Annotated in this window: 18 protein-coding genes; 10 read left to right on the top strand and 8 right to left on the bottom strand. The window is 73.4% G+C overall.

Translation table 11 applies throughout. From position 1 onward, the window contains the following. The first annotated feature begins 126 nt into the window (after positions 1-126). The 4 genes from ACRYRX_RS19740 to ACRYRX_RS19725 are packed head-to-tail and all read left to right on the top strand — an operon-like array spanning position 127 to position 4,113. On the top strand, positions 127-984 hold the full coding sequence (locus tag ACRYRX_RS19740) for a carbohydrate ABC transporter permease (protein WP_432514719.1): 858 nt from the start codon (positions 127-129) through the stop codon (positions 982-984). Then, positions 984-1,874 carry a carbohydrate ABC transporter permease gene (locus ACRYRX_RS19735; protein WP_432514689.1) on the top strand — a complete coding sequence of 297 codons (891 nt, stop codon included), beginning with the start codon at positions 984-986 and terminating at the stop codon, positions 1,872-1,874. Before ACRYRX_RS19740 ends, ACRYRX_RS19735 begins: the two co-directional genes overlap by 1 nt. Next, positions 1,874-3,016, top strand: a complete 1,143-nt coding sequence (locus ACRYRX_RS19730; protein ID WP_432514687.1) for an ABC transporter ATP-binding protein — start codon at positions 1,874-1,876, stop codon at positions 3,014-3,016. Before ACRYRX_RS19735 ends, ACRYRX_RS19730 begins: the two co-directional genes overlap by 1 nt. After that, positions 3,013-4,113 (top strand): ABC transporter ATP-binding protein, encoded by a 1,101-nt coding sequence (locus ACRYRX_RS19725; RefSeq protein WP_432514685.1) that lies wholly within the window; start codon positions 3,013-3,015, stop codon positions 4,111-4,113. Before ACRYRX_RS19730 ends, ACRYRX_RS19725 begins: the two co-directional genes overlap by 4 nt. 39 nt (positions 4,114-4,152) lie before the next feature. Here the strand turns inward: ACRYRX_RS19725 and ACRYRX_RS19720 are convergent, their stop codons facing one another. From ACRYRX_RS19720 to ACRYRX_RS19710, 3 genes are all read right to left on the bottom strand, one after another. Next, the gene (locus ACRYRX_RS19720; protein WP_432514683.1) at positions 4,153-6,252 is read right to left on the bottom strand and encodes a putative bifunctional diguanylate cyclase/phosphodiesterase; all 2,100 of its coding nucleotides are present in this window, start codon (positions 6,250-6,252) and stop codon (positions 4,153-4,155) included. A gap of 65 nt (positions 6,253-6,317) precedes the next feature. After that, complete coding sequence (locus ACRYRX_RS19715) at positions 6,318-6,443, bottom strand: hypothetical protein (protein WP_432514681.1); 126 nt, start codon at positions 6,441-6,443, stop codon at positions 6,318-6,320. Then, complete coding sequence (locus tag ACRYRX_RS19710) at positions 6,440-7,390, bottom strand: ribonuclease Z (RefSeq protein ID WP_432514680.1); 951 nt, start codon at positions 7,388-7,390, stop codon at positions 6,440-6,442. The genes ACRYRX_RS19715 and ACRYRX_RS19710 overlap by 4 nt, the downstream gene beginning before the upstream one ends. A 266-nt stretch (positions 7,391-7,656) precedes the next feature. Between ACRYRX_RS19710 and ACRYRX_RS19705 the strand changes: the two genes are divergently transcribed. Continuing rightward, entirely contained in the window at positions 7,657-8,217 is a 561-nt protein-coding gene (locus ACRYRX_RS19705; RefSeq protein WP_432514679.1) for a cell wall-binding repeat-containing protein, read from the top strand. 21 nt (positions 8,218-8,238) lie between these two features. On the opposite strand, the gene ACRYRX_RS19700 is transcribed toward ACRYRX_RS19705, so the two are convergent. The 4 genes from ACRYRX_RS19700 to ACRYRX_RS19685 all read right to left on the bottom strand — a co-directional run bounded on the left by ACRYRX_RS19700 (position 8,239) and on the right by ACRYRX_RS19685 (position 10,947). After that, the gene (locus tag ACRYRX_RS19700; RefSeq protein WP_432514677.1) at positions 8,239-8,973 is read right to left on the bottom strand and encodes a cation diffusion facilitator family transporter; all 735 of its coding nucleotides are present in this window, start codon (positions 8,971-8,973) and stop codon (positions 8,239-8,241) included. After that, positions 8,973-9,305: an ArsR/SmtB family transcription factor gene (locus ACRYRX_RS19695; protein WP_432514676.1), complete on the bottom strand. Its 333-nt coding sequence runs from the start codon at positions 9,303-9,305 to the stop codon at positions 8,973-8,975. The genes ACRYRX_RS19700 and ACRYRX_RS19695 overlap by 1 nt, the downstream gene beginning before the upstream one ends. Positions 9,306-9,366: 61 nt before the next feature. Further along, positions 9,367-10,149, bottom strand: a complete 783-nt coding sequence (locus ACRYRX_RS19690) for a GntR family transcriptional regulator (RefSeq protein ID WP_432514674.1) — start codon at positions 10,147-10,149, stop codon at positions 9,367-9,369. 69 nt (positions 10,150-10,218) lie between these two features. Continuing rightward, positions 10,219-10,947 (bottom strand): GntR family transcriptional regulator, encoded by a 729-nt coding sequence (locus ACRYRX_RS19685; RefSeq protein WP_432514671.1) that lies wholly within the window; start codon positions 10,945-10,947, stop codon positions 10,219-10,221. Between the two features lie 296 nt (positions 10,948-11,243). Here ACRYRX_RS19685 and ACRYRX_RS19680 point away from each other — a divergent pair, with 296 nt between their 5' ends. From ACRYRX_RS19680 to frlD, 4 genes are all read left to right on the top strand, one after another. Next, complete coding sequence (locus ACRYRX_RS19680; RefSeq protein WP_432514669.1) at positions 11,244-12,332, top strand: SIS domain-containing protein; 1,089 nt, start codon at positions 11,244-11,246, stop codon at positions 12,330-12,332. 114 nt (positions 12,333-12,446) lie between these two features. Further along, positions 12,447-13,895, top strand: a complete 1,449-nt coding sequence (locus ACRYRX_RS19675; RefSeq protein WP_432514666.1) for an amino acid permease — start codon at positions 12,447-12,449, stop codon at positions 13,893-13,895. Continuing rightward, positions 13,892-14,887, top strand: coding sequence for an SIS domain-containing protein (locus ACRYRX_RS19670; protein ID WP_432514664.1), 996 nt, complete (start codon positions 13,892-13,894; stop codon positions 14,885-14,887). The genes ACRYRX_RS19675 and ACRYRX_RS19670 overlap by 4 nt, the downstream gene beginning before the upstream one ends. A gap of 15 nt (positions 14,888-14,902) precedes the next feature. After that, complete coding sequence (gene frlD, locus ACRYRX_RS19665) at positions 14,903-15,688, top strand: fructoselysine 6-kinase (RefSeq protein WP_432514662.1); 786 nt, start codon at positions 14,903-14,905, stop codon at positions 15,686-15,688. 30 nt (positions 15,689-15,718) lie between these two features. Here frlD and ACRYRX_RS19660 read toward each other — a convergent pair whose 3' ends face one another. Continuing rightward, entirely contained in the window at positions 15,719-17,641 is a 1,923-nt protein-coding gene (locus ACRYRX_RS19660; protein ID WP_432514661.1) for a putative bifunctional diguanylate cyclase/phosphodiesterase, read from the bottom strand. A 261-nt stretch (positions 17,642-17,902) separates the two neighbouring features. Here ACRYRX_RS19660 and clpB point away from each other — a divergent pair, with 261 nt between their 5' ends. Next, positions 17,903-20,539 (top strand): ATP-dependent chaperone ClpB, encoded by a 2,637-nt coding sequence (clpB, locus tag ACRYRX_RS19655; RefSeq protein WP_432514659.1) that lies wholly within the window; start codon positions 17,903-17,905, stop codon positions 20,537-20,539. The last annotated feature ends 106 nt before the right edge of the window (positions 20,540-20,645 follow it).

Below are 20,645 nucleotides of genomic sequence, written 5' to 3'. Positions count from 1 at the left end.
ACGGGACGGGAACAGAGAGGAGGAGCCGTGGCGACCACCGTCGGGGACCGGACACCCGGGACGCCCTCGCAGCGGACCGCGCGGGGTGCCGGCGCCGTCCGCCGGGTCCCGGCCTGGCGGCGGGGACTGCGCCCGTACCTGCTGTCGGTACCGGCCGTCCTGCTGATCATCGGCATCCTGTACGCGTTCTTCTACGGCGTGTACTACACGGTCCTGAACTACGCGGCGACCAACCCGTCGCCCACGTTCGTGGGCCTGGACAACTACCGCAGCGTCCTGGGCGACACGCTGTTCTGGCGCAGCGCCGGGACGACCCTGCTGTACGCGGTGGCGGCGACGGGGCTGGAGACCGTCCTGGGGGTGGCGATCGCGCTGCTGCTGAACCGGTCGACGCTCATCGGCAAGACGTTCGAGCGGCTGCTCATCCTCCCGCTCATGATCGCCCCGGTCATCGCCGGGGTCATCTGGAAGCTGATGTTCAACCCCCAGTTCGGGGTCCTCAACCACGTCCTGGGCCTCGGGTCCACGTTCGACTGGCTGAGCAAGGACCGGGCGCTGGCCTCCACGATCCTCGTCGACGTGTGGATCTACACGCCGTTCGTGGCGATCCTGGTGCTGGCCGGCATCCGGTCCCTGCCCCGGGAGCCGTTCGAGGCGTCCGACGTGGACGGCGCGAGCTGGTTCTACATGTTCCGCCGGCTCATGCTGCCGATGATGTGGCCGTACATCCTGGTCGCCGTCATCTTCCGGTTCATGGACTGCTTGAAGGTCTTCGACGCCGTGTACGTGCTCACCGCCGGCGGGCCCGGGGTCACCACGACCACCCTGCAGATCGGCGCCTTCGAGGACTCCATCACCAACCTGAACTACTCCCGCGGCAGCACCTACATGTTCCTGCTGTGGATCATCGTGTTCATCACCGCGCGCTACCTCGTGAGCGTGCTGGGCAAGGCGCAGCGCCGTGCTGCGGGAGCGGGGGCCTGATGGCCGGCGGATGGACCTCCCGGTTCGCCCGGGAGCTCACCCCGGGGCAGAAGCGCGTGACGCCCGGGTCGGTGGTCGCCGACCTGGCGATCCTCGCCTGGTTCGTCTTCTCCCTGTTCCCGCTCGTGTGGATGGTCCTGCTGGCGCTGAAGAACGACGCCCAGCAGACGTCCACGTACTTCGAGTTCTCGCCGACGCTGGCGAACTTCGGCACCGTCCTGTCCCAGCGCGGTGAGGACCTCACCAGCGTCGACTTCGGCCACGCGATGCTCACCAGCGTCCTGAACTGCGCGGGCGCCGTCCTCGTCTCCCTGGTCGTGGGCATCCCGGCGGCCTACGCGGCGGGACGCTGGAAGTTCCGCGGGTCCGAGGACCTCATGTTCCAGATGCTGTCGTTCCGGTTCGCGCCGGAGCTGATGGTCATCGTGCCGCTGTTCGTCATCTACAACACCCTGGGGATCTTCGACACCAAGCTCGGCATGGTGTGGGTCCTGCAGCTGGTGACGATGCCGCTGGTGGTGTGGATCCTGCGGTCCTACTTCACCGACCTCGCCCCCGAGCTGGAGCAGGCGGCCCTGCTCGACGGGTACACCCGCACCCGGGCGTTCCTCACCGTCGCGCTGCCGCTGGTCCGGCCGGGCATCGCGGCGGCCGCCCTGCTCGCGTTCATCTTCGCCTGGAACAACTACCTGTTCCCGCTGATCCTCACCGACTCCGCGGCCACGACCGTCACCGTCGCGGTGACCAAGTACCTCGGCGGCGGCGGGCAGGCGTTCTACAACCTCACGGCAGCCGCGGCCATCCTCGGCGCGCTGCCGCCGCTCGTCCTCGCGCTCACCATCCAGCGGTACCTGGTGCGGGGCCTGTCGTTCGGGGCGGTGAAGGCCTGATGGCCACCGTGCGCATCGCGAACCTGTCCAAGGTCTACGGGACGGGGAAGAACGCCGTCCAGGCCCTCAGCGACGTCGACCTGTCCATCGGCGACGGGGAGTTCTTCGTCGTCCTGGGCCCCTCGGGGGCGGGCAAGACGACGATGCTCAAGAGCGTCGCCGGCCTCGTGGACGTCGACGCCGGTGACGTCGAGATCGCCGGCGTCCCCATGGAGGGCGTCGAGCCGTACCACCGCAACGTCGCCATGGCGTTCGAGAGCTACGCGCTCTACCCGCAGAAGACCGTCTTCGACAACCTCGCGTCCCCGCTGCGCTCGGGCCGCACCGGGAAGTACACCGCCGAGCAGCAGCGCCAGCGCATCGAGGCCGTCACCACGACCCTGGGCATCGACCACCTGCTGAAGCGGTTCCCGCGGGAGCTGTCCAACGGGCAGCGCCAGCGCGTCGCCCTGGGCCGGGTGCTCGTCCGCCCCGCCGACGTGTACCTGCTCGACGAACCCCTGTCCCACCTCGACGCGAAGCTGCGCGCGGCGATGCGGGCCGAGCTGAAGCAGCTCGGGGAGATGTCGAGCACGACGTCCCTGTACGTCACCCACGACTACCAGGAGGCCCTGGCCCTGGGGAACCGGATCGCGGTGCTGCGGGCGGGCCGGGTCGTGCAGGTCGGCACCCCCGAGGACATCTGGCGGCGGCCGGTCGACACGTTCGTCGCCAAGGCCCTCGGCCAGCCCGAGATCAACCTGTTCGACGTCGAGGCCGACGGCGGTGCGCTGCGCGGCGCCGGTGGTGACCTGTCGGTGCCGCTGCCGCGCCACCTGGACCTGCCGTCGGGGCGGGCGCGGATCGGCATCCGGCCCCGCGACCTGCAACTGGGCACCGGGGGACCGCGCAGCCTGTCCCTGCGGGGCCGGGTGTCGCTGGCCGAACGCCTCGGCCGGCTCATGGAGTTCAGCGTCGACGTCGGCCCGCGCGGCGGCTCCGAGCACGTCATCGTCGTCGCCGACTCCGACGCCGGGGCGCGCGAGGGCGACGTCGTCGACCTGCACCTGCCCCTGGACAACGTGCACGTCTTCGCCCCGGCCGGTGGCGCGGAGGACTCCGTGCGGCTGGGATCGGCCACCGGGGAAGGGGGTGCGCGGTGAGCGTCCTGACGCAGACGACGGCCAAGGCGCTGGTGCTGGAGGACCTGCACAAGCGGTACGAGAGCCGGGGCCGGGAGGCGTTCCACGCCGTCAAGGGCATCGACCTGCACATCGAACCCGGCGAGCTGGTGGCCCTGCTCGGCCCGTCGGGGTGCGGCAAGACCACGACGCTGCGGATGATCGCCGGGCTGGAGACGGTGACCTCCGGCGACATCCGGATCGGGGAACGGTCCATCCCGCACCTGCCGCCGGGCAAGCGCGACATCGGCGTGGGTTTCGAGAGCTACGCGCTCTACCCGCCGCTGGACGTCGAGGGGAACCTCTCGTACGGCCTGAAGGCGCGCGGGGTGAAGGACGCCGACGCCCGGGTCCGGGCCATCGCCGAGCGGCTGGAGATGACCGACCTGCTGCCGCTGCGGCCCGCGGGGCTGTCCAGCGGCCAGAAGCAGCGCGTCGCCCTGGCCCGCGCGCTGGTGCGCAACCCGCCGGTGCTGCTGCTGGACGAGCCCCTCTCGCACCTCGACGCCGCCCAGCGGCAACGGGTGCGGCGGGAGCTGAAGGTGCTCCAGCGCGAGTTCGGGTACACGACGATCGTCGTGACGCACGACCAGCTGGAGGCGCTGAGCCTGGCCGACCGGCTGGCCGTCATGGACGGCGGGACCATCCAGCAGTTCGGGACGGCCGACGAGATCTTCGACGACCCCGCGAACCGGTTCGTCGCCGACTTCGTGGGCGAGCCGAAGATCAACCTGTTCGAGGGCGTCGTCGAGCGGACCGGGTCGGTGCGCGTCGGGCGCGACGGGGTGCTGCCCACCGCCTCGGGCGCGGCGGCGGGCACCGCGGTGACGGTGGGCGTCCGCCCCCAGGACGCGCGGATCGCCCACGGCGACGAGCCGTCGGTGGCGGGGGAGGTGCTGGTGTTCGAGAACCTGCTGGAGTTCGGGCTCGCGACCGTCCGGGTCACCGGGCTCGACTCCTCCGTCGTGGTGCAGACCTCGCCGGAGGCGTCCTACCGGCGGGGGGAGGCGATCCGGCTGACGGCGCCGTCCGCGCGCGTCTACCTGTTCGCCCCCGGCGACGGCGCCCGCCTGCGCTGACCCGCGACCGGCCGGCCGGCCCGCCGCGGTGCGGGCCGGTCAGCCGGGCAGGACCACGGGGAACCAGGTGCCCTCCGGGGCGACTCCGCCGAAGAACCAGCCCTGCGCGGCGTGCCAGCCCGCCTCGCGCAGGTGCCGGGCCTGCTCGGCCGTCTCCACGCCCGTCGCGATGCACTCCACGTCCAGGCCCTCGGCCAGGCCGAGGATGCTCGCCACCAGCCGGCCGTTGCCGGGCAGGCCCGCGGTGAACGCCGGGCCCATCTTCAGGCCGCGGACCGGCAGCTCGTGCAGCGTCGTCAGGACGCTGTTCCCGGCGCCGAAGTCGTCGACGACGACGGTGACGCCCAGGGACTCCAGGGCGTGCAGTTCCGCGGTCAGCACCGGGTCGTCGCCCCGCAGCGCCGCTTCCCGCAGTTCCACCAGCAGCCGGAACCCGGCCGCGCCCACCCGGGCCAGCGCCCGGGCCACCGCGTCGGCGAACGTCCCGTCCAGCCGCTGGGCGGACACGTTGACCGCGACGATCTCCCCCGGGTGGTGCACCAGGAACGTCGCCACCCGGGTCAGCACCGCCGTGTCGATGGCGGCCGCCAGACCGCACTGCGTCGCGACGTCCCAGAACTCCTCGGGCCCCAGGGTCCCGCGGACGGGGTGCGGCCAGCGGACCAGCGCCTCGAACGCCATCCGCTGCCCGTCCTCGAGCCGGACGATCGGCTGGTAGTGCACGACGAACGCGTCGTCGGCCACCGCGCGGCGCAGGTCCGCCTCGAGGTCGTGGCGGGCCGCGACCTCCTCGGGGGCCCGGGGGGTGAACACGCCCCAGCCGCCCCGCCCGGCGCCCTTCACCCGGTACATGGCCTCGTCGGCGTCCCGCAGCAGGTCCGCGCCGGTGGTCACCGGGCCGTGCGGGTCGCCCACCGCGACCCCGATGCTCACCCCGCAGCCCAGGCCGGGCGCGAGCACGTCGAGGGCCCCCTGCACGGCGGTGCGGACCCGTTCGGCGACGCGCACGGCGTCGGCGGCCCCGTCCAGGCCGCCCAGCACGACGACGAACTCGTCCCCGCCCAGGCGCCCGGCGTGGTCGCCCTCGCGCAGGCAGCCCCGCAACCGGGCGGCGACCGCGACGAGCAGCGCGTCGCCGGCCGCGTGGCCCAGGGAGTCGTTCACGGCCTTGAAGCGGTCGAGGTCGCAGAACAGGACCCCCACCGGCCGGGTGCGCTCGGACAGGAGGCCGTCCAGCGTCTGGAGCAGGTGCGCGCGGTTGGGCAGGCCGGTGAGCGCGTCGTGGCGCGCGGCGTGCGCGAGGTCCTCGCGGGAGCGGTGGACCTCGTCGTGGTCCTGGACCTGCGAGACCACCACCCGGTTCCCCAGCGCGTCGACCGAGTGGGAGACGGTGATGTTCGCCCAGAACCGGGTGCGGTCGAAGCGGGGCATCCAGCCCTGCCACTCGTACCGGCCGTCCGCGTCCAGGGCCGCGAGGATCGTCTCGCGGTCGAAGGAGACGGAGAAGTCCGGGTGCACCTCGTCGAACACGTTGCCCAGCAGCAGTTCCGGACCGACGCGCAGCATCCGCAGGTAGGCGGGGTTCACGTCGCGGACGACGTTCCGCTCGTCGCTGACGAGGATCCCGATGGGGGAGGACTCGAACAGCGCGCGGAAGCGGCGCTCCTCGGCCAGCGCGGCCTGCGTCGCCTCGTGCAGGGGGGTGATGTCGTGGACGTTGACGAGCGGGCGGAACCCCTCGGCCCCGTCCGCGCCGATCGTCGGGAGCATCACGACGGTGCTGTCGCAGTGGTGGACCCCGCCGTCGGCGTCGACGTGCCGGATGGCCAGGCGCGTCCCGCCGGGGACCGCCACCGCGTCGCGGGGGACGTGGTCGTCCTCGGGGTGGACGGTCCGGCGCCACCGCTCGTCGAGCAGGTCGGGCAGGTCGCGGCCGACCATCGCGCAGAACGCGCGGTTCGCCCACACGAGGTTGTCCGTGTCGCGGTACTCGACGATCCCGGTGGGGATGCTGTCCAGCAGCAGCTGCAGACCGGCGCGCTCGACGGCCGCCTGCTCGCGCTCGGCGGCCAGCTGGGAACGCAGCCGCTCGACCTCCCGCGCCAGGTCCCGGGCCGATCGCGGGGGCTGCTCCTCCATGCCGTGAGCTTCGACGCCCGCCGGGACGCCCTTGACGGGGTGTCCCTCGTCCGGGCGCCGGTCGGTCACCGCGGGCGGTCGTCCTCCCGCTGGGCGTCGGCGACCTCCTCCTCGGGCCGTGGCGGGACGTCCTCGTCGACCTCGAGCTCGGGGACGGGCGGGTCGGCGGGGTCGAACGGGTGCGTGCTCACGGCCCGACGCTACGCCCGCGGCCGCGGGCGGGCAGGGCGACGACGTCGAGGTCGGCCGCGACGTGGACGGTCGTGCCGCCGCCCAGCTCGGCGATCGCGGCCCGCGCCTCGGCACCGAGCTCGGCGGCGTCGTACCGCTGCGAGAAGTGCGTCAGCACCAGGGTGCGGACACCGGCGCGGGCCGCGGTCCACCCGGCCTGGCGGGCGGTGAGGTGACCGCGCTCCTGCGCCAGCGGCAGGTCGCGGTGGGCGTAGGTGCACTCCAGGACGGCGAGGTCGGCGTCGCGGACGACCTCGGCGACCGCGGGGCAGTCGCGGGTGTCCATGACGAACGCGAAGACCTGCCCGGGGCGCGGGGTGCTCACGTCGGCGAGGCGGACCCCGCGCAGTTCCCCCTCCCGGCGCAGGCGCCCCACGTCGGCCCCGCGGATCCCGGCCTCGGCCAGGGCCCCGGGGGAGAAGGACGTCCCGTCCGGTTCCCCGAGCCGGTACCCGACGGCGGGCACCCGGTGGTCCAGCGCCCGTGCGGTCAGCGCCGAGCCGGCCACGTCGGCGACGGGCACGAAGGCGTCGACCGTCGGCACCGGGGCCACCGTCACGGCCACGTGCGCCTGCGCGACGACGGCCAGGTCGCGCAGGTGCCCGGCCGCGTCGGCGGGTCCGTGCAGCGTCACCGCCCGGCCCGGCGCGTCCTGCGCCATCCGGTTCAGGACCCCCGGGATCCCCAGGCAGTGGTCGTTGTGCCGGTGGGTGACGCAGATCCGCTCGATGCGCGGGGAGGGGATCCCGGCGTGCAGCATCTGCCGCTGGATGCCCTCCCCGGGGTCGAACAGCACCGAGGTGCCGTCCCAGCGCAGCAGGTACCCGTTGTGGTTCCGCGTCCGGGTGGGGGCCTGCCCGGCGGTCCCCAGGACGACGAGTTCGCGCGTCCCTCTCCCGTGGCTCACCGGGCCACTCTCGCAGGGACCGCCGCGCGGGGGTGGCCGGAACCCCACCGGCACGTGAACGCGGCCTGATCTCGTGGTGTTGCCCGTCGTGACGGGCGGTAGGTGGGGTGTGACGTTGAGCTGGCACGGTTGGCGAGGACAGGTGATCCGGCGGCCCGTTCGGGTGCTGTGCGGAGCCTGGGAGTGGTCCGCCGGCACCTCGCGCCGCGAACCTCGACGCACGGACGGTGACCTTCACCGGTCCGACCTCGTCGTTCGGAGATCCCATGCGTTCCAAGACCTTCGCCGCCCTGGCTGCCACCGGGCTCGCCGGCGCCGCCCTCGTCGGGGCCGGTTCGGCGTCCGCCGCCGACGCCCCGCGGGCCCAGGGCGCCGACCGCGCGCAGGTCGCCGAGACGCTGCGCGACCTGCGCGAGGACGTCACCGCCTCGGCGTCGTCGACCACCTCCGGGGCGGACACCAAGTCCGCCCTGACCGCGATCGGGAACCTGCGGCTGTCCGGCCGCGACCGGTACGAGACCGCCGCCGAGGTCTCCTACGCGATGTGGCGCCCCGGCACCGCGGCCGTCGTGTTCCTCGCCTCCGGCACCGCCCTGCCCGACGCCCTGGCGCTCGGGCCCTCCTCGGCGGACCTGGGCCCGGTCCTGCTGACCGAGCGCGACCGGCTGCCCGACGCGACCCGCTCCGAGCTCCAGCGCCTGCGGCCCTGCCTCGTGGTCGTCGTCGGCGGGACCCCCAGCGTCTCCGACGGCGTGTTCGCCGACGCCGAGCAGTACTCCGACCCCAACGGCGCCGGCTGCCCGACGGTCAGCACCGTCACGCGCTGACCCCGCCCGCCGCCGACGGCGTCAACGGCAGCAGGCGTCCCCGCAGCCGCACGAGCCGGTCCCGGCGCCCGGGTCACCGGGCGGGACCGGCCGCGCGGCGGGGGCGCAGCACCCCTCACCCCGCCACGCCGACCACCCCTCCTTCACGGCGATGACGGCGATCCCCAGCCCGGCGACCGGGTCGGCCCACGACCAGCCGGCGACCGCGTTGAGCAGCAGACCCGCGAGCAGCACCGCGGAGAGGTAGGTGCACAGCAGGGTCTGCCGGGAGTCGGCCACCGCGGTGGCCGAGCCGAGTTCGCGGCCGGCGCGGCGCTGGGCCAGCGACAGGAACGGCATGACGGCCAGGCTCAGCGCGGCCAGGACGATGCCGACCGTGGACGGGCCGGCCTCACCCGGACCCAGCAGCGCCCGGAGCGACTCCACGCCGACGTAGGCGGCCAGGGCGAAGAACGAGCACGCGACGATCCGCAGGGCCAGGTGCTCGCGCGCTGCGCGACGGGCCTCGTCGCGGGCGGAGAACTGCCAGGCCACGGCGGCCGCGGAGGAGACCTCGACGAGGGAGTCCAGGCCGAAGCCGATCAGGGCGGCCGACCCCGCGCGGTGCCCGGCGCCGAGCGCGACGGCGGCCTCGGCCACGTTCCAGGTGATGGTCGCGGCGACCAGCAGCCGCACCCGGCGCGTGAGGACCTCGCGCCGCGGCGCGGCGGGGCCGGCAGGCACCACCGGCAGCAGGGAGGCCGGGGCCCGGTCCATCAGCAGCACTCCCCGCCCGCCCGCGCGGGGGCGCAGGCGTCGGCGTCGGGGGCCAGGACGGTGCCCAGCAGGTCCTCCAGCGCCTGGCGCAGACCGCCGTCGGCCAGCTCGTACCGCACCCGCTTGCCCTTGGGGACGGCGACGACCAGCCCGCAGCCGCGCAGGCAGGCCAGGTGGTTGGACAGGCTGGTGCGGCCCACGCCGAGCTGCTCGGCCAGTTCGGTCGGGTAGGCCCCGCCGGTGCGCAGGGCCACCAGGACCCGGGCGCGGGTGGCGTCGGACAGGGCGTGACCGAAGCGGGTCAGGACCTCGATGCGGGTCAGGGTCTCCACGCCGCCGACGCTACATCGGAAACTGACGTCAGTAAATCCTGACGTGTTCGTGGGCCCGGCGTCACCCGGGGGCGCCGCCCGGCACCCACGAGCCCCCGACCGCCGGGACGAGCTCGGTCCGCAGCGACCCGGACCCGAACGGCACGACGAAGCTCGCGCGGTCGGCGCGGGTGTAGGTGCGGGTGTGCTCGACCACCCGGTCGTCCCGGTCGCGGCTGGTGCAGGTGAACACCATGACCGGGACGGTGGCGTCGACCTCCAGGACGCGGGCGTCCTTCTGGTCCAGCGTGGCCAGGTCAAGCGTCTGCCAGGCGCGCTGCAGCTGGACCCCGTAGAAGCTGAACAACTGGTAGAGGGAGAAGACGCCGAGGTCCGGCACCCCGTCGTCCGGCAGCAGGTCCGCCGGGAAGAGGATCTCCTCCAGCGAGAAGGGCACGCCCCCCGCCAGGCAGAGCCGCTTGATGAGGCAGAGGTCGTCGTCCTCGGCCACCGAGAAGACGTCCGCGTACCGCGGGCCGGCCGGCCGCACGCCCCGGGTCAGGACGCGGACGGACGGCGCCGCCTGCCGTTCGGTCATCGCCTGCGTGAAACCGTCGAGCGTCTCGAGCTCGCGGGCCACCTTCTCCCCGACCACGAAGAAACCCCGGCCCACGACCGGTTTGAGCAGCCCCTCCTCGACGAGCGCCTCCAGGGCCCTCAGGGCCGTGAGCCGGTGGATCCCCTGCTCGGCGGCGAGGTCGCCCACGGCCGGGAGCAGGGTGCCGGGCTGGTACCGGCCGGTCTCGATCCGGTGGCGGACCAGGCGCCGCAGCGCCAGGTACTGCGGTGTCCGCTCGACCGCCACCGTCGTCCTCCGTCCCCACCGCCACGTCCGGTCCACCCTAGGCCGAGCCCGGGGGAGCCGGGACGGGGCTCAGGGGGCGACGGCTCTGAGCTCGCTGGCGAAGCGGACCTGGTCGGTGCGCACCAGGGAGGAGAAGTGCTCGACCGGCGCCCCGGAGGCCTCGTGCGCGACGCCGCTGAGGGAGAGGACCGAGGTCCCCGGCGGCACCGCGAGCGCCCCGGCCGCCGCCTCGTCCAGCGCGCTGACGGACAGCTGCTCGTAACCGGCGACCACCTCGACGCCGCAGGACCCGCGCAGCGCCGCGTACAGCGAGCCGTGGGTCCCGTACTGCCGCGGCAGGTCGGGGAACCGGGAGGCCGCCAGGACGGACCGCTCCAGCGCCGCCGGCACGTCGTCGATCAGGCGCAGCCGGCGCAGCACGTGCACGGGGTCGCCGACGGGGAGGTCCAGCCGGTCCCCGGTGCCGGCGTCCGCCGGCTCGACGTCCCAGCCCAGCACCTCGGTGCGCAGGGTCCGGCCGGCCGCGGCCGCGGCCTCGGCGAACGGCCGCAGGTCCCGCAGGTCGCGGACGACGGGCGGGGCGGCGACGTAGGTGCCCGACCCCTGGACGTTGTAGACGACGCCCTCGTCGGCCAGGCGCCGGATGGCCGACCGGACCGCGGCCCGGCTGATGCCCCACCGCGCGGCGAGCTCGCGCTCGGTCGGCAGCCGGTCCCCGGGGCGGAGGTTGCCGCGCACCACCAGTGCTTCGAGGCGCTCCCGGGCCTCGACGCTCGGGCGGATCGTCAGTCGCTGCACGGTTCCTCCTCCGTCTCGCGGACCGGCCCAGGGTAGGGCGTACCGGGGGCCTGGCCGACCAGTGGTTCGACTTTCTCGCGAAGGTGTCTAGTCGTGGACGTCGCTCGGTGCTACGTTCTCATTGGCTCGGTTTTGGCGGTGACCCGTCTATTCCGAGCAGTGGCGACGGTACGCAGGTGTCCGTCGCCGTCCCCGGCCCGGCCGGGTCCGTCGCGCAGGTGCTCCACGTCCTGGTGCGCACGGTCCCGCCCCGGCGCCGTCCACCGAGCGGAGCGCTCGCGAACGAGGGAGTCCCAGTGCGCACGGAGACGATGCTCCACTACGTCGCCGAGACCCCGGCGGTGCTGCGGGCGCAGGCCGCCGGGCGTTTCGAGGAACCGCTGGTCGACGCCTTCGTCGCCGGGCCCCGGCGCGTGGTCCGCGTCGTGGCCTCCGGTTCCTCCCGCAACGCCGCGCTGTGCGCCCGCCCGTACCTGCGCAGGGCGCTCGGCGTCGAAGTGCTCGTCACCGACCCCTGGACGTTCGTGCACCACGAGTACGAGGTGCCGGCGGACGAGTTCGTGGTGTGCGTCTCGCAGAGCGGTTTCAGTTCTGCGGCGATCGATGCGCTCGACCGCCTGCGGCACCTCGGCCGCCCCGCGATCGGGATCACCGGCGACGTGGCGAGCGACTTCCGGGCGCACTGCGACGTCCTGGTCGACTACGGCGTGGGGACCGAGACCGTCGGGTACGTGACGAAGGGCGTCAGCGCGCTCCACGCGTTCCTCTGCCTCTTCGCCGACGCCGCGGCCGACCGGCTGGGCCGCGACCGCGGGGACCGGCCGTCGTTCCGGGGTTCCCTCGACCAGTACCTGGCCGGCTACGAAGCGGTCCGGTCGCAGACGCGGGACGTCCTGCGGGCCCGGGAGAAGGAACTGACCTCGATGGGGCCGGTGTTCGTGCTGGGTTCCGGCCCCGACCTCGGCGTCGCCTCGGAGGGGGCGCTCAAACTCGCCGAGACCCTCCAGGTCCCCGCCGTCGCCGTGGACCTGGAGGAGTTCCTGCACGGTCCCCACCTGCAGCTGACGCCGCTGCACACGGTCGTCGTCGTGGCCACCGGGTCGCACTCCTGGGCCCGGTCGCGGCAGATCCACGCAGCGGCCCGGGTCGTCACCGACCGGGTCCTCCTGCTCACCGACGACCCCGGCGCCGACGACGCCGACGTCCGGATCGACACCCTGGTGGACCCGCTGGCGGGCGCACCGAGCCTGCTGCCCTTCTTCCAGACCGTGTCGTACGAGATCACCGAGCGCAAGCACCTGTGGCGCAAGCACCCGCTCCTCGCCCGGTTCGAGGCGATGGTCAGCGGCAAGAGCGAGAACTACGTCGACAGGGAAGTCGTCTGACCGCACCGCCACCGGTTCGCCGTCCCCCGACGGCGGACCCCTCCGGTCCGCGACCGGCCCGTCGACGCCGTCGGGCCGCACCCGGACCGCACCCCGACAACACAAGGAGACAGCATGAGCGACACCGTGGAGCCCACGGCGGCCTCCCCGGGGCAGGGGAAGCTGCAACGCAACCTCGGCCTGACCACCGCGATCGCGCTGGGGGTCGGGACCACCGTGGGCTCGGGGATCTTCACCTCCGTCGGAGCCGTCGCCGGAGCGGCCGGGACCCCCCTGCTGGCGGTCGCGGCGTTCCTCGTCGGCGGCCTGATCATGGTCCCGCAGATCCTCCTGTACTGCGAGTTCTCCACCGCCTACACCGAGAGCGGCGGGCAGGTCGTCTACTTCCGCGAGGCGGGGTGGTCGTTCCCCAGCATGTTCATGTCCTGGTCGTGCTACTGGGCGACCGACCCGGTCGGCATCGCCACCATGACGCTGACGGTCGTCAACTACGCGGCGTACTTCACCGGCTGGGGCGGGAACACCGGGCGCCTCGTCGGCTGCGCCCTCATCGTCTTCTTCACCTGGCTGCACGTGTGCCACAAGAAGGCCGGGGCCACCTGGCAGGACTTCATCACCGCCGCCAAGATCGTGCCCTTCATCGTGCTGGTGGGCATCGGGTTGTTCTTCGTCAACGGCGACAACTACTCCAGCCGGACGAGCGACGCGGTCGCCGCGTCGAGCCCGCTGCTCGCGATCGTCACCGGCGTCGCCCTGACCACCTGGGCCTACGACGGCATGCAGACGTCGGTCACCATGGCGGGGGAGATCGAGAACCCGCGCCGGAACATGCCGATCGCGCTGATCGGCACCGTCGTCCTCGTCACCCTGCTGTACACCGGCCTGGCCGCGGCGGCCGTCGGCCTCGTCGACATCGGCTCGCTGGCCGGTTCCGACGCGCCCGTCGCCGCCGCGTTCTCCCAGATCCCCGGCATCGGCAGCAACGCCGGGACGATCGCCGCGGTCCTCGCCGTCGTCGTCGTGGTCGGCTCGCTGTCGAGCCTCATCATGTTCCAGGCCCGCATGCAGATGAAGGCGGCCGAGGAGGGGTACTGGTGGCGTTCGTGGGCGAAGATCCACCCGAAGTACAACACGCCGGCCACCGCGATGCTCTGGCAGTCCGGTCTCGCCCTCGTCCTCGTCTGGTTCTCCACGATCCAGCAGCTGCTGGGGCTCTTCACGCTCATCGTCCTGCTGCGCAACGCGCTGCTGTTCTGCGCGTGGTTCAAGCTGCGCCGCAAGGAGAACTACCGTCCCACGTGGCGGGCCCCGTTCGGCCCGGTCACCGCCGTCCTGGCCATCGTGCCCAGCCTGATCCTGATGGTCTCGACGTTCTTCGACGCCCCGGTGGAGTCGGTGGGGGCCGGGCTGCTCGCCCTCGCCTCCGCGGTCCCGTTCTACTACCGCTGGCGCCGGGTCAACGCCGACGTCATCGAGGGCGCCGAGAGGGCCCGCAACGCACGCATCCTGGGCGAGGTCGACGCCCGGGTCGCACCGCACAGCACCGAAGGAGGAACCTGGTGATCAAGTTCGACGAGAACGCCCAGCTCGGCAGCGTGGAGGGCGCCCTCGCCCTGCGCGCCACGATCGAGGAGGTCGTGGACGGCCTGTGCGACAGGGGGTACGACCTGCTCTGCTACCTGGGGATCGGGGGCACCTGGGCCTCGGGTCTGCAGGCCGAGTCCCACGTCAAGCAGCTGAGCGGCATCCCGGTGTGCGTGGAGAACGCCGCGCAGTTCACCACCACCGGAAACCGCCGCATCACCGACCGGACGGTCGTCGTGATCTCCTCGGTCACGGGGAACACCCCCGAGATGGTGGCGGCCCTGCAGGAGGTCGAGAAGCTCGGCGCGACGGTGATCGGTTTCGTCGACACGCCGGGCACCCCGCTGGCCGACCTGTCGACGACCTGCATCTCCCGGCCGGGCAACGAGCAGCTCAAGTTCTTCATGGTCGCGGACCGGTTCATGCGCAACGCCGGTCACTTCGACGTCTACGACGACTACTACGCCCAGCTCGACGCCCACCTGGCCCGGGCCCTCGTCGACGTCGAGAAGGCCGCGGACGAGTTCGGTGCCGCCTTCGCCCGGGCGCACCACGACGACCCGATGCACTACTTCGTGGCCGCGGGCACGCAGCACGGTTCGACCTACTCGTACGCCATGTGCTACTGGGAGGAGCAGCACTGGTTGCGCAGCAAGTCGATCCACGCGGCCGAGTTCCTCCACGGCACGCTCGAGGTCGTCGACCGGGACACCAACGTCACCGTCTTCCTCGGCGAGGACGCCGAACGGCCGCTCGCCGAGCGGGTCGCCCGGTTCCTGCCGCGCATCTGCGCGAACGTCACCCTCGTCGACTCCCGGGACTACGCCCTGGAGGGCATCTCACCGGAGTACCGGGGTTTCCTGTCCCACCTCGTGACGCACGCGGTCACGCAGCGGATCGACGCCCACGTGGAACACGTCAACCGCCACCCGATGGACATCCGCCGCTACTACCGCGCGCTCCCCTACTGACCGGAGGACCACGACATGAGAGTCGCAGCCGCCGGCGACAACTGCATCGACGTCTACGCGGCGCAGGGCCGCAGCTACCCGGGCGGCAACGCCGTGAACGTCGCCGTCTACCTCCGCCGGCTGGGGGTGGACAGCTCCTACGTCGGAGCGGTGGGGGACGACGCGCACGGTGACCTCCTGCGCCGGGCGCTGGAGGGCAAGGGCGTGGACACGAGCCACCTGCACGTCGCCCCCGGCAGCACGGCCCTCACGCAGATCAGCGTCGTGGACGGGAACCGGGTCTTCGGGGAGCACGCCGAGGGGGTGATGGAGCAGTTCCGCCTCACCGCCGACGACCTCGACTTCCTGTGCGGTCACGACCTGGTCGTCACCGGCATCTGGGGGCACACCGCGCCGGACCTCGCCACGTTGAAGGCGCGGGGGGCCACCATCGCCTTCGACTACTCCGACCAAGCCGAGGACCCGGTCGTCGAGGCCTCCCTCGGCGACGTCGACTACGCGTTCTTCGGGCTGGAGACCGACGACGGCGACGACCTGCGCGCGTTCATGCGCCGGGCGCAGGCCCGGGGCCCGGCCTGCGTCGTCGTCACCCTGGGCGCACGGGGGAGCATCGCCTACGACGGCGCGGGGTTCACGCTCACCGCTCCCGTCGCCGGGGAGGTCGTGGACACCATGGGCGCCGGGGACAGCTACATCGCCGGTTTCCTCACCGGTGTCCTCGACGGCCGGCCGCTGGCCGAGTGCATGGCCCGGGGCGCGGCCAGCAGCGCGGTGACGCTCACCTACCCGGGAGCGTGGTAGCGGGCCGCCCGCCGTGCACCGGTCCCCGCGTCAGGACGTCCAGCGGGCGGTCAGGACGTCCGCGGGTTCGGGGCGCCCGCAGTGGAACCCCTGGAGGTAGTGGCAGCCCGCCTGCGTGACCCGGGTGGCCTGCGCGGCGGTCTCCACCCCCTCGGCGATGACCTGGACGTCCAGGCTGGTGGCCACGGTGACGACCGCGTCCACCAGGGCGCGGCGGCGGGGGTCGTCCTCGAGGCCGGTGATGAACCCGCGGTCGATCTTGGCCATGTGCACGGGCAGTTCCACCAGCCGTGCGAGCGAGGAGTACCCGGTGCCGAAGTCGTCCACCGACAGCGGGTGCCCCCGGCGCTGCTGCTCCTGCAGGCCGGGCAGGACGTCGGGGTCGCTGAAGCTGTCCTCCACCAGTTCCAGGCCCACCTGCTGCGGCCGCAGGCCGTGGGTGCCCAGCGCGTCGGCCAGGGTGGCGGTCAGGGCCGGGTCGGCGAGTTCGCGGGCGCTGAGGTTGACGTAGGCGCACTCCGGGCCGCCGTCGCGCGCCCCCGCCAGCTGGCGCTGCCAGCGGGCCATCTGCGCGCAGGTCTGGTCGATGACCCAGTGCCCGATCGCCACGATCAGGCCGGTGTCCACGGCGAGGTCGACGAACCGCGCGGCGGGCAGCAACCCGTGCTGGGGGTGCTGCCAGCGCAGCAGGGCCTCGACGGCGTGCACACCCCCCTCGGTGTCGGTGATGGGCTGGTAGTGCACCTGCAGCTGCTGGTGGGTCAGCGCCTGGGCGAGCTGACGTTCCAGGTGCCGGCCCGGGCGCCGGGTGCGCCGGTCACCGGGCGCGGTGGCCGCCCGCCCGTCGTGGGAGTGCTCGTCGCGCCGGTGCCGCTTCGCGCGGTACATCGCGGCGTCGGCCGCCGCCAGCAGGTCCTCCGCCGTGACCTGCGCGGTCCCCGGCGGCCGCCCGCCGGCGGGTTCGAGGTCGATGACGTCGGAGCTGACGGCGACCCCGATGCTGGCGCTGACCACCAGGTCCACCCCGGCGACGTGCAGGGGGCGGGCCAGGACCCGGTGCAGGCGGGTGGTGACCGCCTGCACGTGCTGCTCCAGCTCGCCCGTCCCCCCGGGGCCGTCCCCGCCCAGCGGCAGGTCCTCGCACAGCAGCACGAACTCGTCCCCGCCCAGGCGGGCGAAGGTGTCCTCCTGGCGCAGCGAGGCGTTCACGCGGGTCGCCACGGTGGCCAGCACGGTGTCGCCGGCGGCGTGGCCGAGGGTGTCGTTGATGGCCTTGAAGCCGTCCAGGTCGAGGAAGAAGACCGCCACGGCCCGCTGGTGGCGGCGGGCGGCGTACAGGGCGTGCTGGAGCCGGTCCAGCAGCAGGGTCCGGTTCGCCAGGCCGGTCAGGGCGTCGTGGGTGCTGGCGTGGGCGAGGTCCTGCTGGGCCCGCGCGAGGTGCATGCGGTCCGCGGCCAGCACCAGGTAGGCCACCGACATCCGCGCCAGCAACCGCGCCCAGTGCACCTCCTCCAGCCGCCAGGTGCCCGGACGGCGGCGGTAGAGGTCCAGCGCGCCCCACACCCGGTCCCGGCTGATCAGGGGGATCGCCACGACGGAGCGGAACCCCTCCTCCACGGCCCGGGTCACGTACTGCGGCCACGCCGTCTGCACCGGGTCCAGCAGGTCGTCGACGACCACCTCGACCCGGAAGCTGCGCGCGTCGTGGCAGGGACCCTCCTGCATGAGCTGCTGCAGCTGCTCCGCGGAGGCCACCGCGGCGTGGTCGGCGTACACGAAGCGCAGCAGCGAACCGTCGTCGATCATGACGCCGGCGCCGTCGACGTCCAGGTGCTCGACGGTGATGTCCACCAGGTGCTTGAGCAGCTCCTCCGGGCCGGCCTGCCCGCTGGCGGCGGCCGCGAGCTCGGCCAGGGCGGCGCTCATCGCCTCGGGCATCGCGTCGGGGTTCACCGCGGCACCGGCCGCAGGGGGCGCCGTGCACCGCGACCGGTGCCGGGAGGGGAGATCCGGGGAACCATCGTCCAACCACCACTCTCGCCGGGGAGAGCCGAGGCATGACCCTGGTGCGAACGTACGCCCCGCACCGACCACCCGCAACGGCGCGGACCGGTCACCGGGCGGCGGCTGCTCTCCAGAGTTGAGCGGAACAAGCTCAACTCTGGCAGAGTTGTACCCGGTGTCGAAGCCGTCCACCACGTCTGGAGGTAGTCCGTGGACCTCAAGCTCACCACCCGCGCCCAGGAAGCCCTGGCCGACGCCGTCGGCCGGGCCACGTCCGCGGGTCACCCCCAGGTCGAGCCCCTGCACGTCCTCGCCGCCCTGCTCGGCCAGGACAACGGCGTCGCCGGGCACCTGCTCGCCGCCCTCGGGGCCGACCAGGCCCTCGTCACGCGCCGCGTCGAGGGCGCCCTCGCGTCCCTGCCCAGCGCGTCCGGCACCAACGTCAGCCAGCCGCAGCTGTCCCGCCCCGCCCTGCAGCTCATGCAGGCCGCCGGCGACGAGGCCCGCGCCCTCGACGACGCCTACGTCTCCACCGAGCACCTGCTGCTCGGCGCCGCCGCCTCCACCTCCGCCGCCGGGGAGGCCCTGCGCGCCGTCGGCGCCACCCGCGACGCCCTGCTGGACTCCCTGCCGTCCGTCCGCGGTGGCGCGAAGGTCACCTCGCCCGACCCCGAAGGGACCTACAGGTCCCTGGAGAAGTACGGCGTCGACCTCACCGAGCAGGCCCGCCAGGGCCGGCTCGACCCCGTCATCGGCCGCGACGCCGAGATCCGCCGCGTCGTGCAGGTCCTGTCCCGCCGCACCAAGAACAACCCCGTCCTCATCGGCGAACCCGGCGTCGGCAAGACCGCCGTCGTCGAGGGCCTCGCCCAGCGCATCGTCGCCGGGGACGTCCCCGAGTCGCTGCGCGGCAAGCGGCTCATCTCCCTGGACCTCGCCAGCATGGTCGCCGGGGCCAAGTACCGCGGGGAGTTCGAGGAACGCCTCAAGGCCGTCCTGAAGGAGATCCAGGACTCCGACGGGCAGATCGTCACGTTCATCGACGAACTGCACACCGTCGTCGGCGCCGGGGCCGGCGAGGGCGCCATGGACGCCGGCAACATGCTCAAGCCCATGCTCGCCCGCGGCCAGCTCCGCCTCGTCGGCGCCACCACCCTCGACGAGTACCGCGAGCGCATCGAGAAGGACCCCGCCCTCGAACGCCGCTTCCAGCAGGTCTTCGTCGGCGAACCCTCCGTGCCGGACACCATCGGCATCCTGCGCGGGCTGCGCGAACGGTACGAGGCGCACCACAAGGTCGCCATCTCCGACGCCGCGCTCGTCGCCGCCGCCACCCTGTCCGACCGCTACATCACCGCCCGCCAGCTCCCCGACAAGGCCATCGACCTGATCGACGAGGCCGCGTCCCGGCTGCGCATGGAGATCGACTCCTCGCCCGTCGAGATCGACGAGCTCCGCCGCGCCGTCGACCGCATGAAGATGGAGGAACTCGCCCTCGGCAAGGAGGACGACGCCGCCAGCCGCGAACGCCTCGACGCCCTGCGCGCCAACCTCGCCGACAAGCAGGAGCAGCTGACCGCCCTCACCGCCCGCTGGGAGCAGGAGAAGGCCGGCCTCAACCGCGTCGGCGACCTCAAGCACCAGGTCGACGAGCTGCGCTCGCAGGCCGAACGCCTCCAGCGCGAGGGCGACCTCGGCGGCGCCAGCGAGATCCTCTACGGCCGGATCCCCGCCCTCGAGCGCGAGCTCGCCTCCGCGCAGGCCGCCGAGCAGGACGTGGCCGCCTCCGCGCCCATGGTCGCCGACGAGGTCGGGCCCGACGACATCGCCGAGGTCATCGCCGGCTGGACCGGCATCCCCGCCGGCCGGCTCCTGGAGGGCGAGACCGAGAAGCTCCTGCGCATGGAGGAGTTCCTCGGGGCCCGCCTCATCGGCCAGAGCACTGCGGTGCAGGCGGTCTCCGACGCCGTCCGGCGCTCGCGGGCCGGGGTCAACGACCCCGACCGGCCGACCGGTTCGTTCCTGTTCCTCGGCCCCACCGGGGTCGGGAAGACCGAACTGGCGAAGGCGCTGGCCGACTTCCTCTTCGACGACGAGCGCGCCATGGTCCGCATCGACATGAGCGAGTACTCCGAGAAGCACGCCGTCGCCCGGCTCGTCGGGGCGCCCCCCGGGTACGTCGGGTACGAGGAGGGCGGCCAGCTCACCGAGGCCGTCCGCCGCCGGCCCTACTCGGTGGTGCTGCTGGACGAGGTGGAGAAGGCCCACCCGGAGGTGTTCGACATCCTCCTGCAGGTCCTCGACGACGGCCGCCTCACCGACGGCCAGGGCCGCACGGTCGACTTCCGCAACGTCATCCTGGTGCTGACCTCGAACCTCGGGTCGCAGTTCCTGGTGGACCCGGAGCTGTCGCAGGCCACCAAGCACGACGCCGTCATGACCGCGGTCCGGGCGAACTTCAAGCCGGAGTTCCTCAACCGCCTCGACGACGTCGTCGTGTTCGACCCGCTGTCGACGCAGGAACTGTCCCGCATCGTGGAGCTGCAGGTGCAGCGGATGGCCGACCGCCTCGCCGACCGCCGCCTCACGCTCGACGTCACCGACGCCGCGAAGGACTGGCTGGCGATCTCCGGCTACGACCCCGCCTACGGGGCCCGGCCGCTGCGCCGGCTCGTGCAGCGCGAGATCGGCGACCGGCTCGCCCGGGCGATCCTGTCCGGGGAGGTCCGCGACGGCGACACCGTCGAGGTGGACGTCGCCCGCGGCAGCTTCGACCTCGACGACCCCGCGTCGGCGGATCAGGCCGGGCTGGTGGTGCGGCGGGCGGAGACGGCCGTCTCGATCTGAGCCGCCGCCGAGCGTGGGGGGGGCCCGGGCCGGGGGGGGGGGGGGCCCCTTCGCCGTGCTCGTCAGCGGTTCGCGAGCATCTCCGCGGCCAGGAACGCCAGCTCCA

This window comes from Kineococcus lubricus, assembly GCF_050871965.1.
Classification (GTDB): domain Bacteria; phylum Actinomycetota; class Actinomycetes; order Actinomycetales; family Kineococcaceae; genus Kineococcus.
The sequence above is the reverse complement of the archived record's forward strand: the minus strand, read 5'-3'. Positions and strand labels throughout refer to the sequence as shown.

What these genes read in the sequence shown, in the direction of transcription:
- ACRYRX_RS19735 (WP_432514689.1), top strand. Translation starts at nt 984, where the DNA reads ATGGCCGGCGGATGGACCTCCCGGTTCGCCCGGGAGCTCACCCCGGGG.
- ACRYRX_RS19730 (WP_432514687.1), top strand. Translation starts at nt 1,874, where the DNA reads ATGGCCACCGTGCGCATCGCGAACCTGTCCAAGGTCTACGGGACGGGG.
- ACRYRX_RS19720 (WP_432514683.1), bottom strand. Translation starts at nt 6,252, where the DNA reads ATGGAGGAGCAGCCCCCGCGATCGGCCCGGGACCTGGCGCGGGAGGTC.
- ACRYRX_RS19705 (WP_432514679.1), top strand. Translation starts at nt 7,657, where the DNA reads ATGCGTTCCAAGACCTTCGCCGCCCTGGCTGCCACCGGGCTCGCCGGC.
- ACRYRX_RS19700 (WP_432514677.1), bottom strand. Translation starts at nt 8,973, where the DNA reads ATGGACCGGGCCCCGGCCTCCCTGCTGCCGGTGGTGCCTGCCGGCCCC.
- ACRYRX_RS19675 (WP_432514666.1), top strand. Translation starts at nt 12,447, where the DNA reads ATGAGCGACACCGTGGAGCCCACGGCGGCCTCCCCGGGGCAGGGGAAG.
- frlD (WP_432514662.1), top strand. Translation starts at nt 14,903, where the DNA reads ATGAGAGTCGCAGCCGCCGGCGACAACTGCATCGACGTCTACGCGGCG.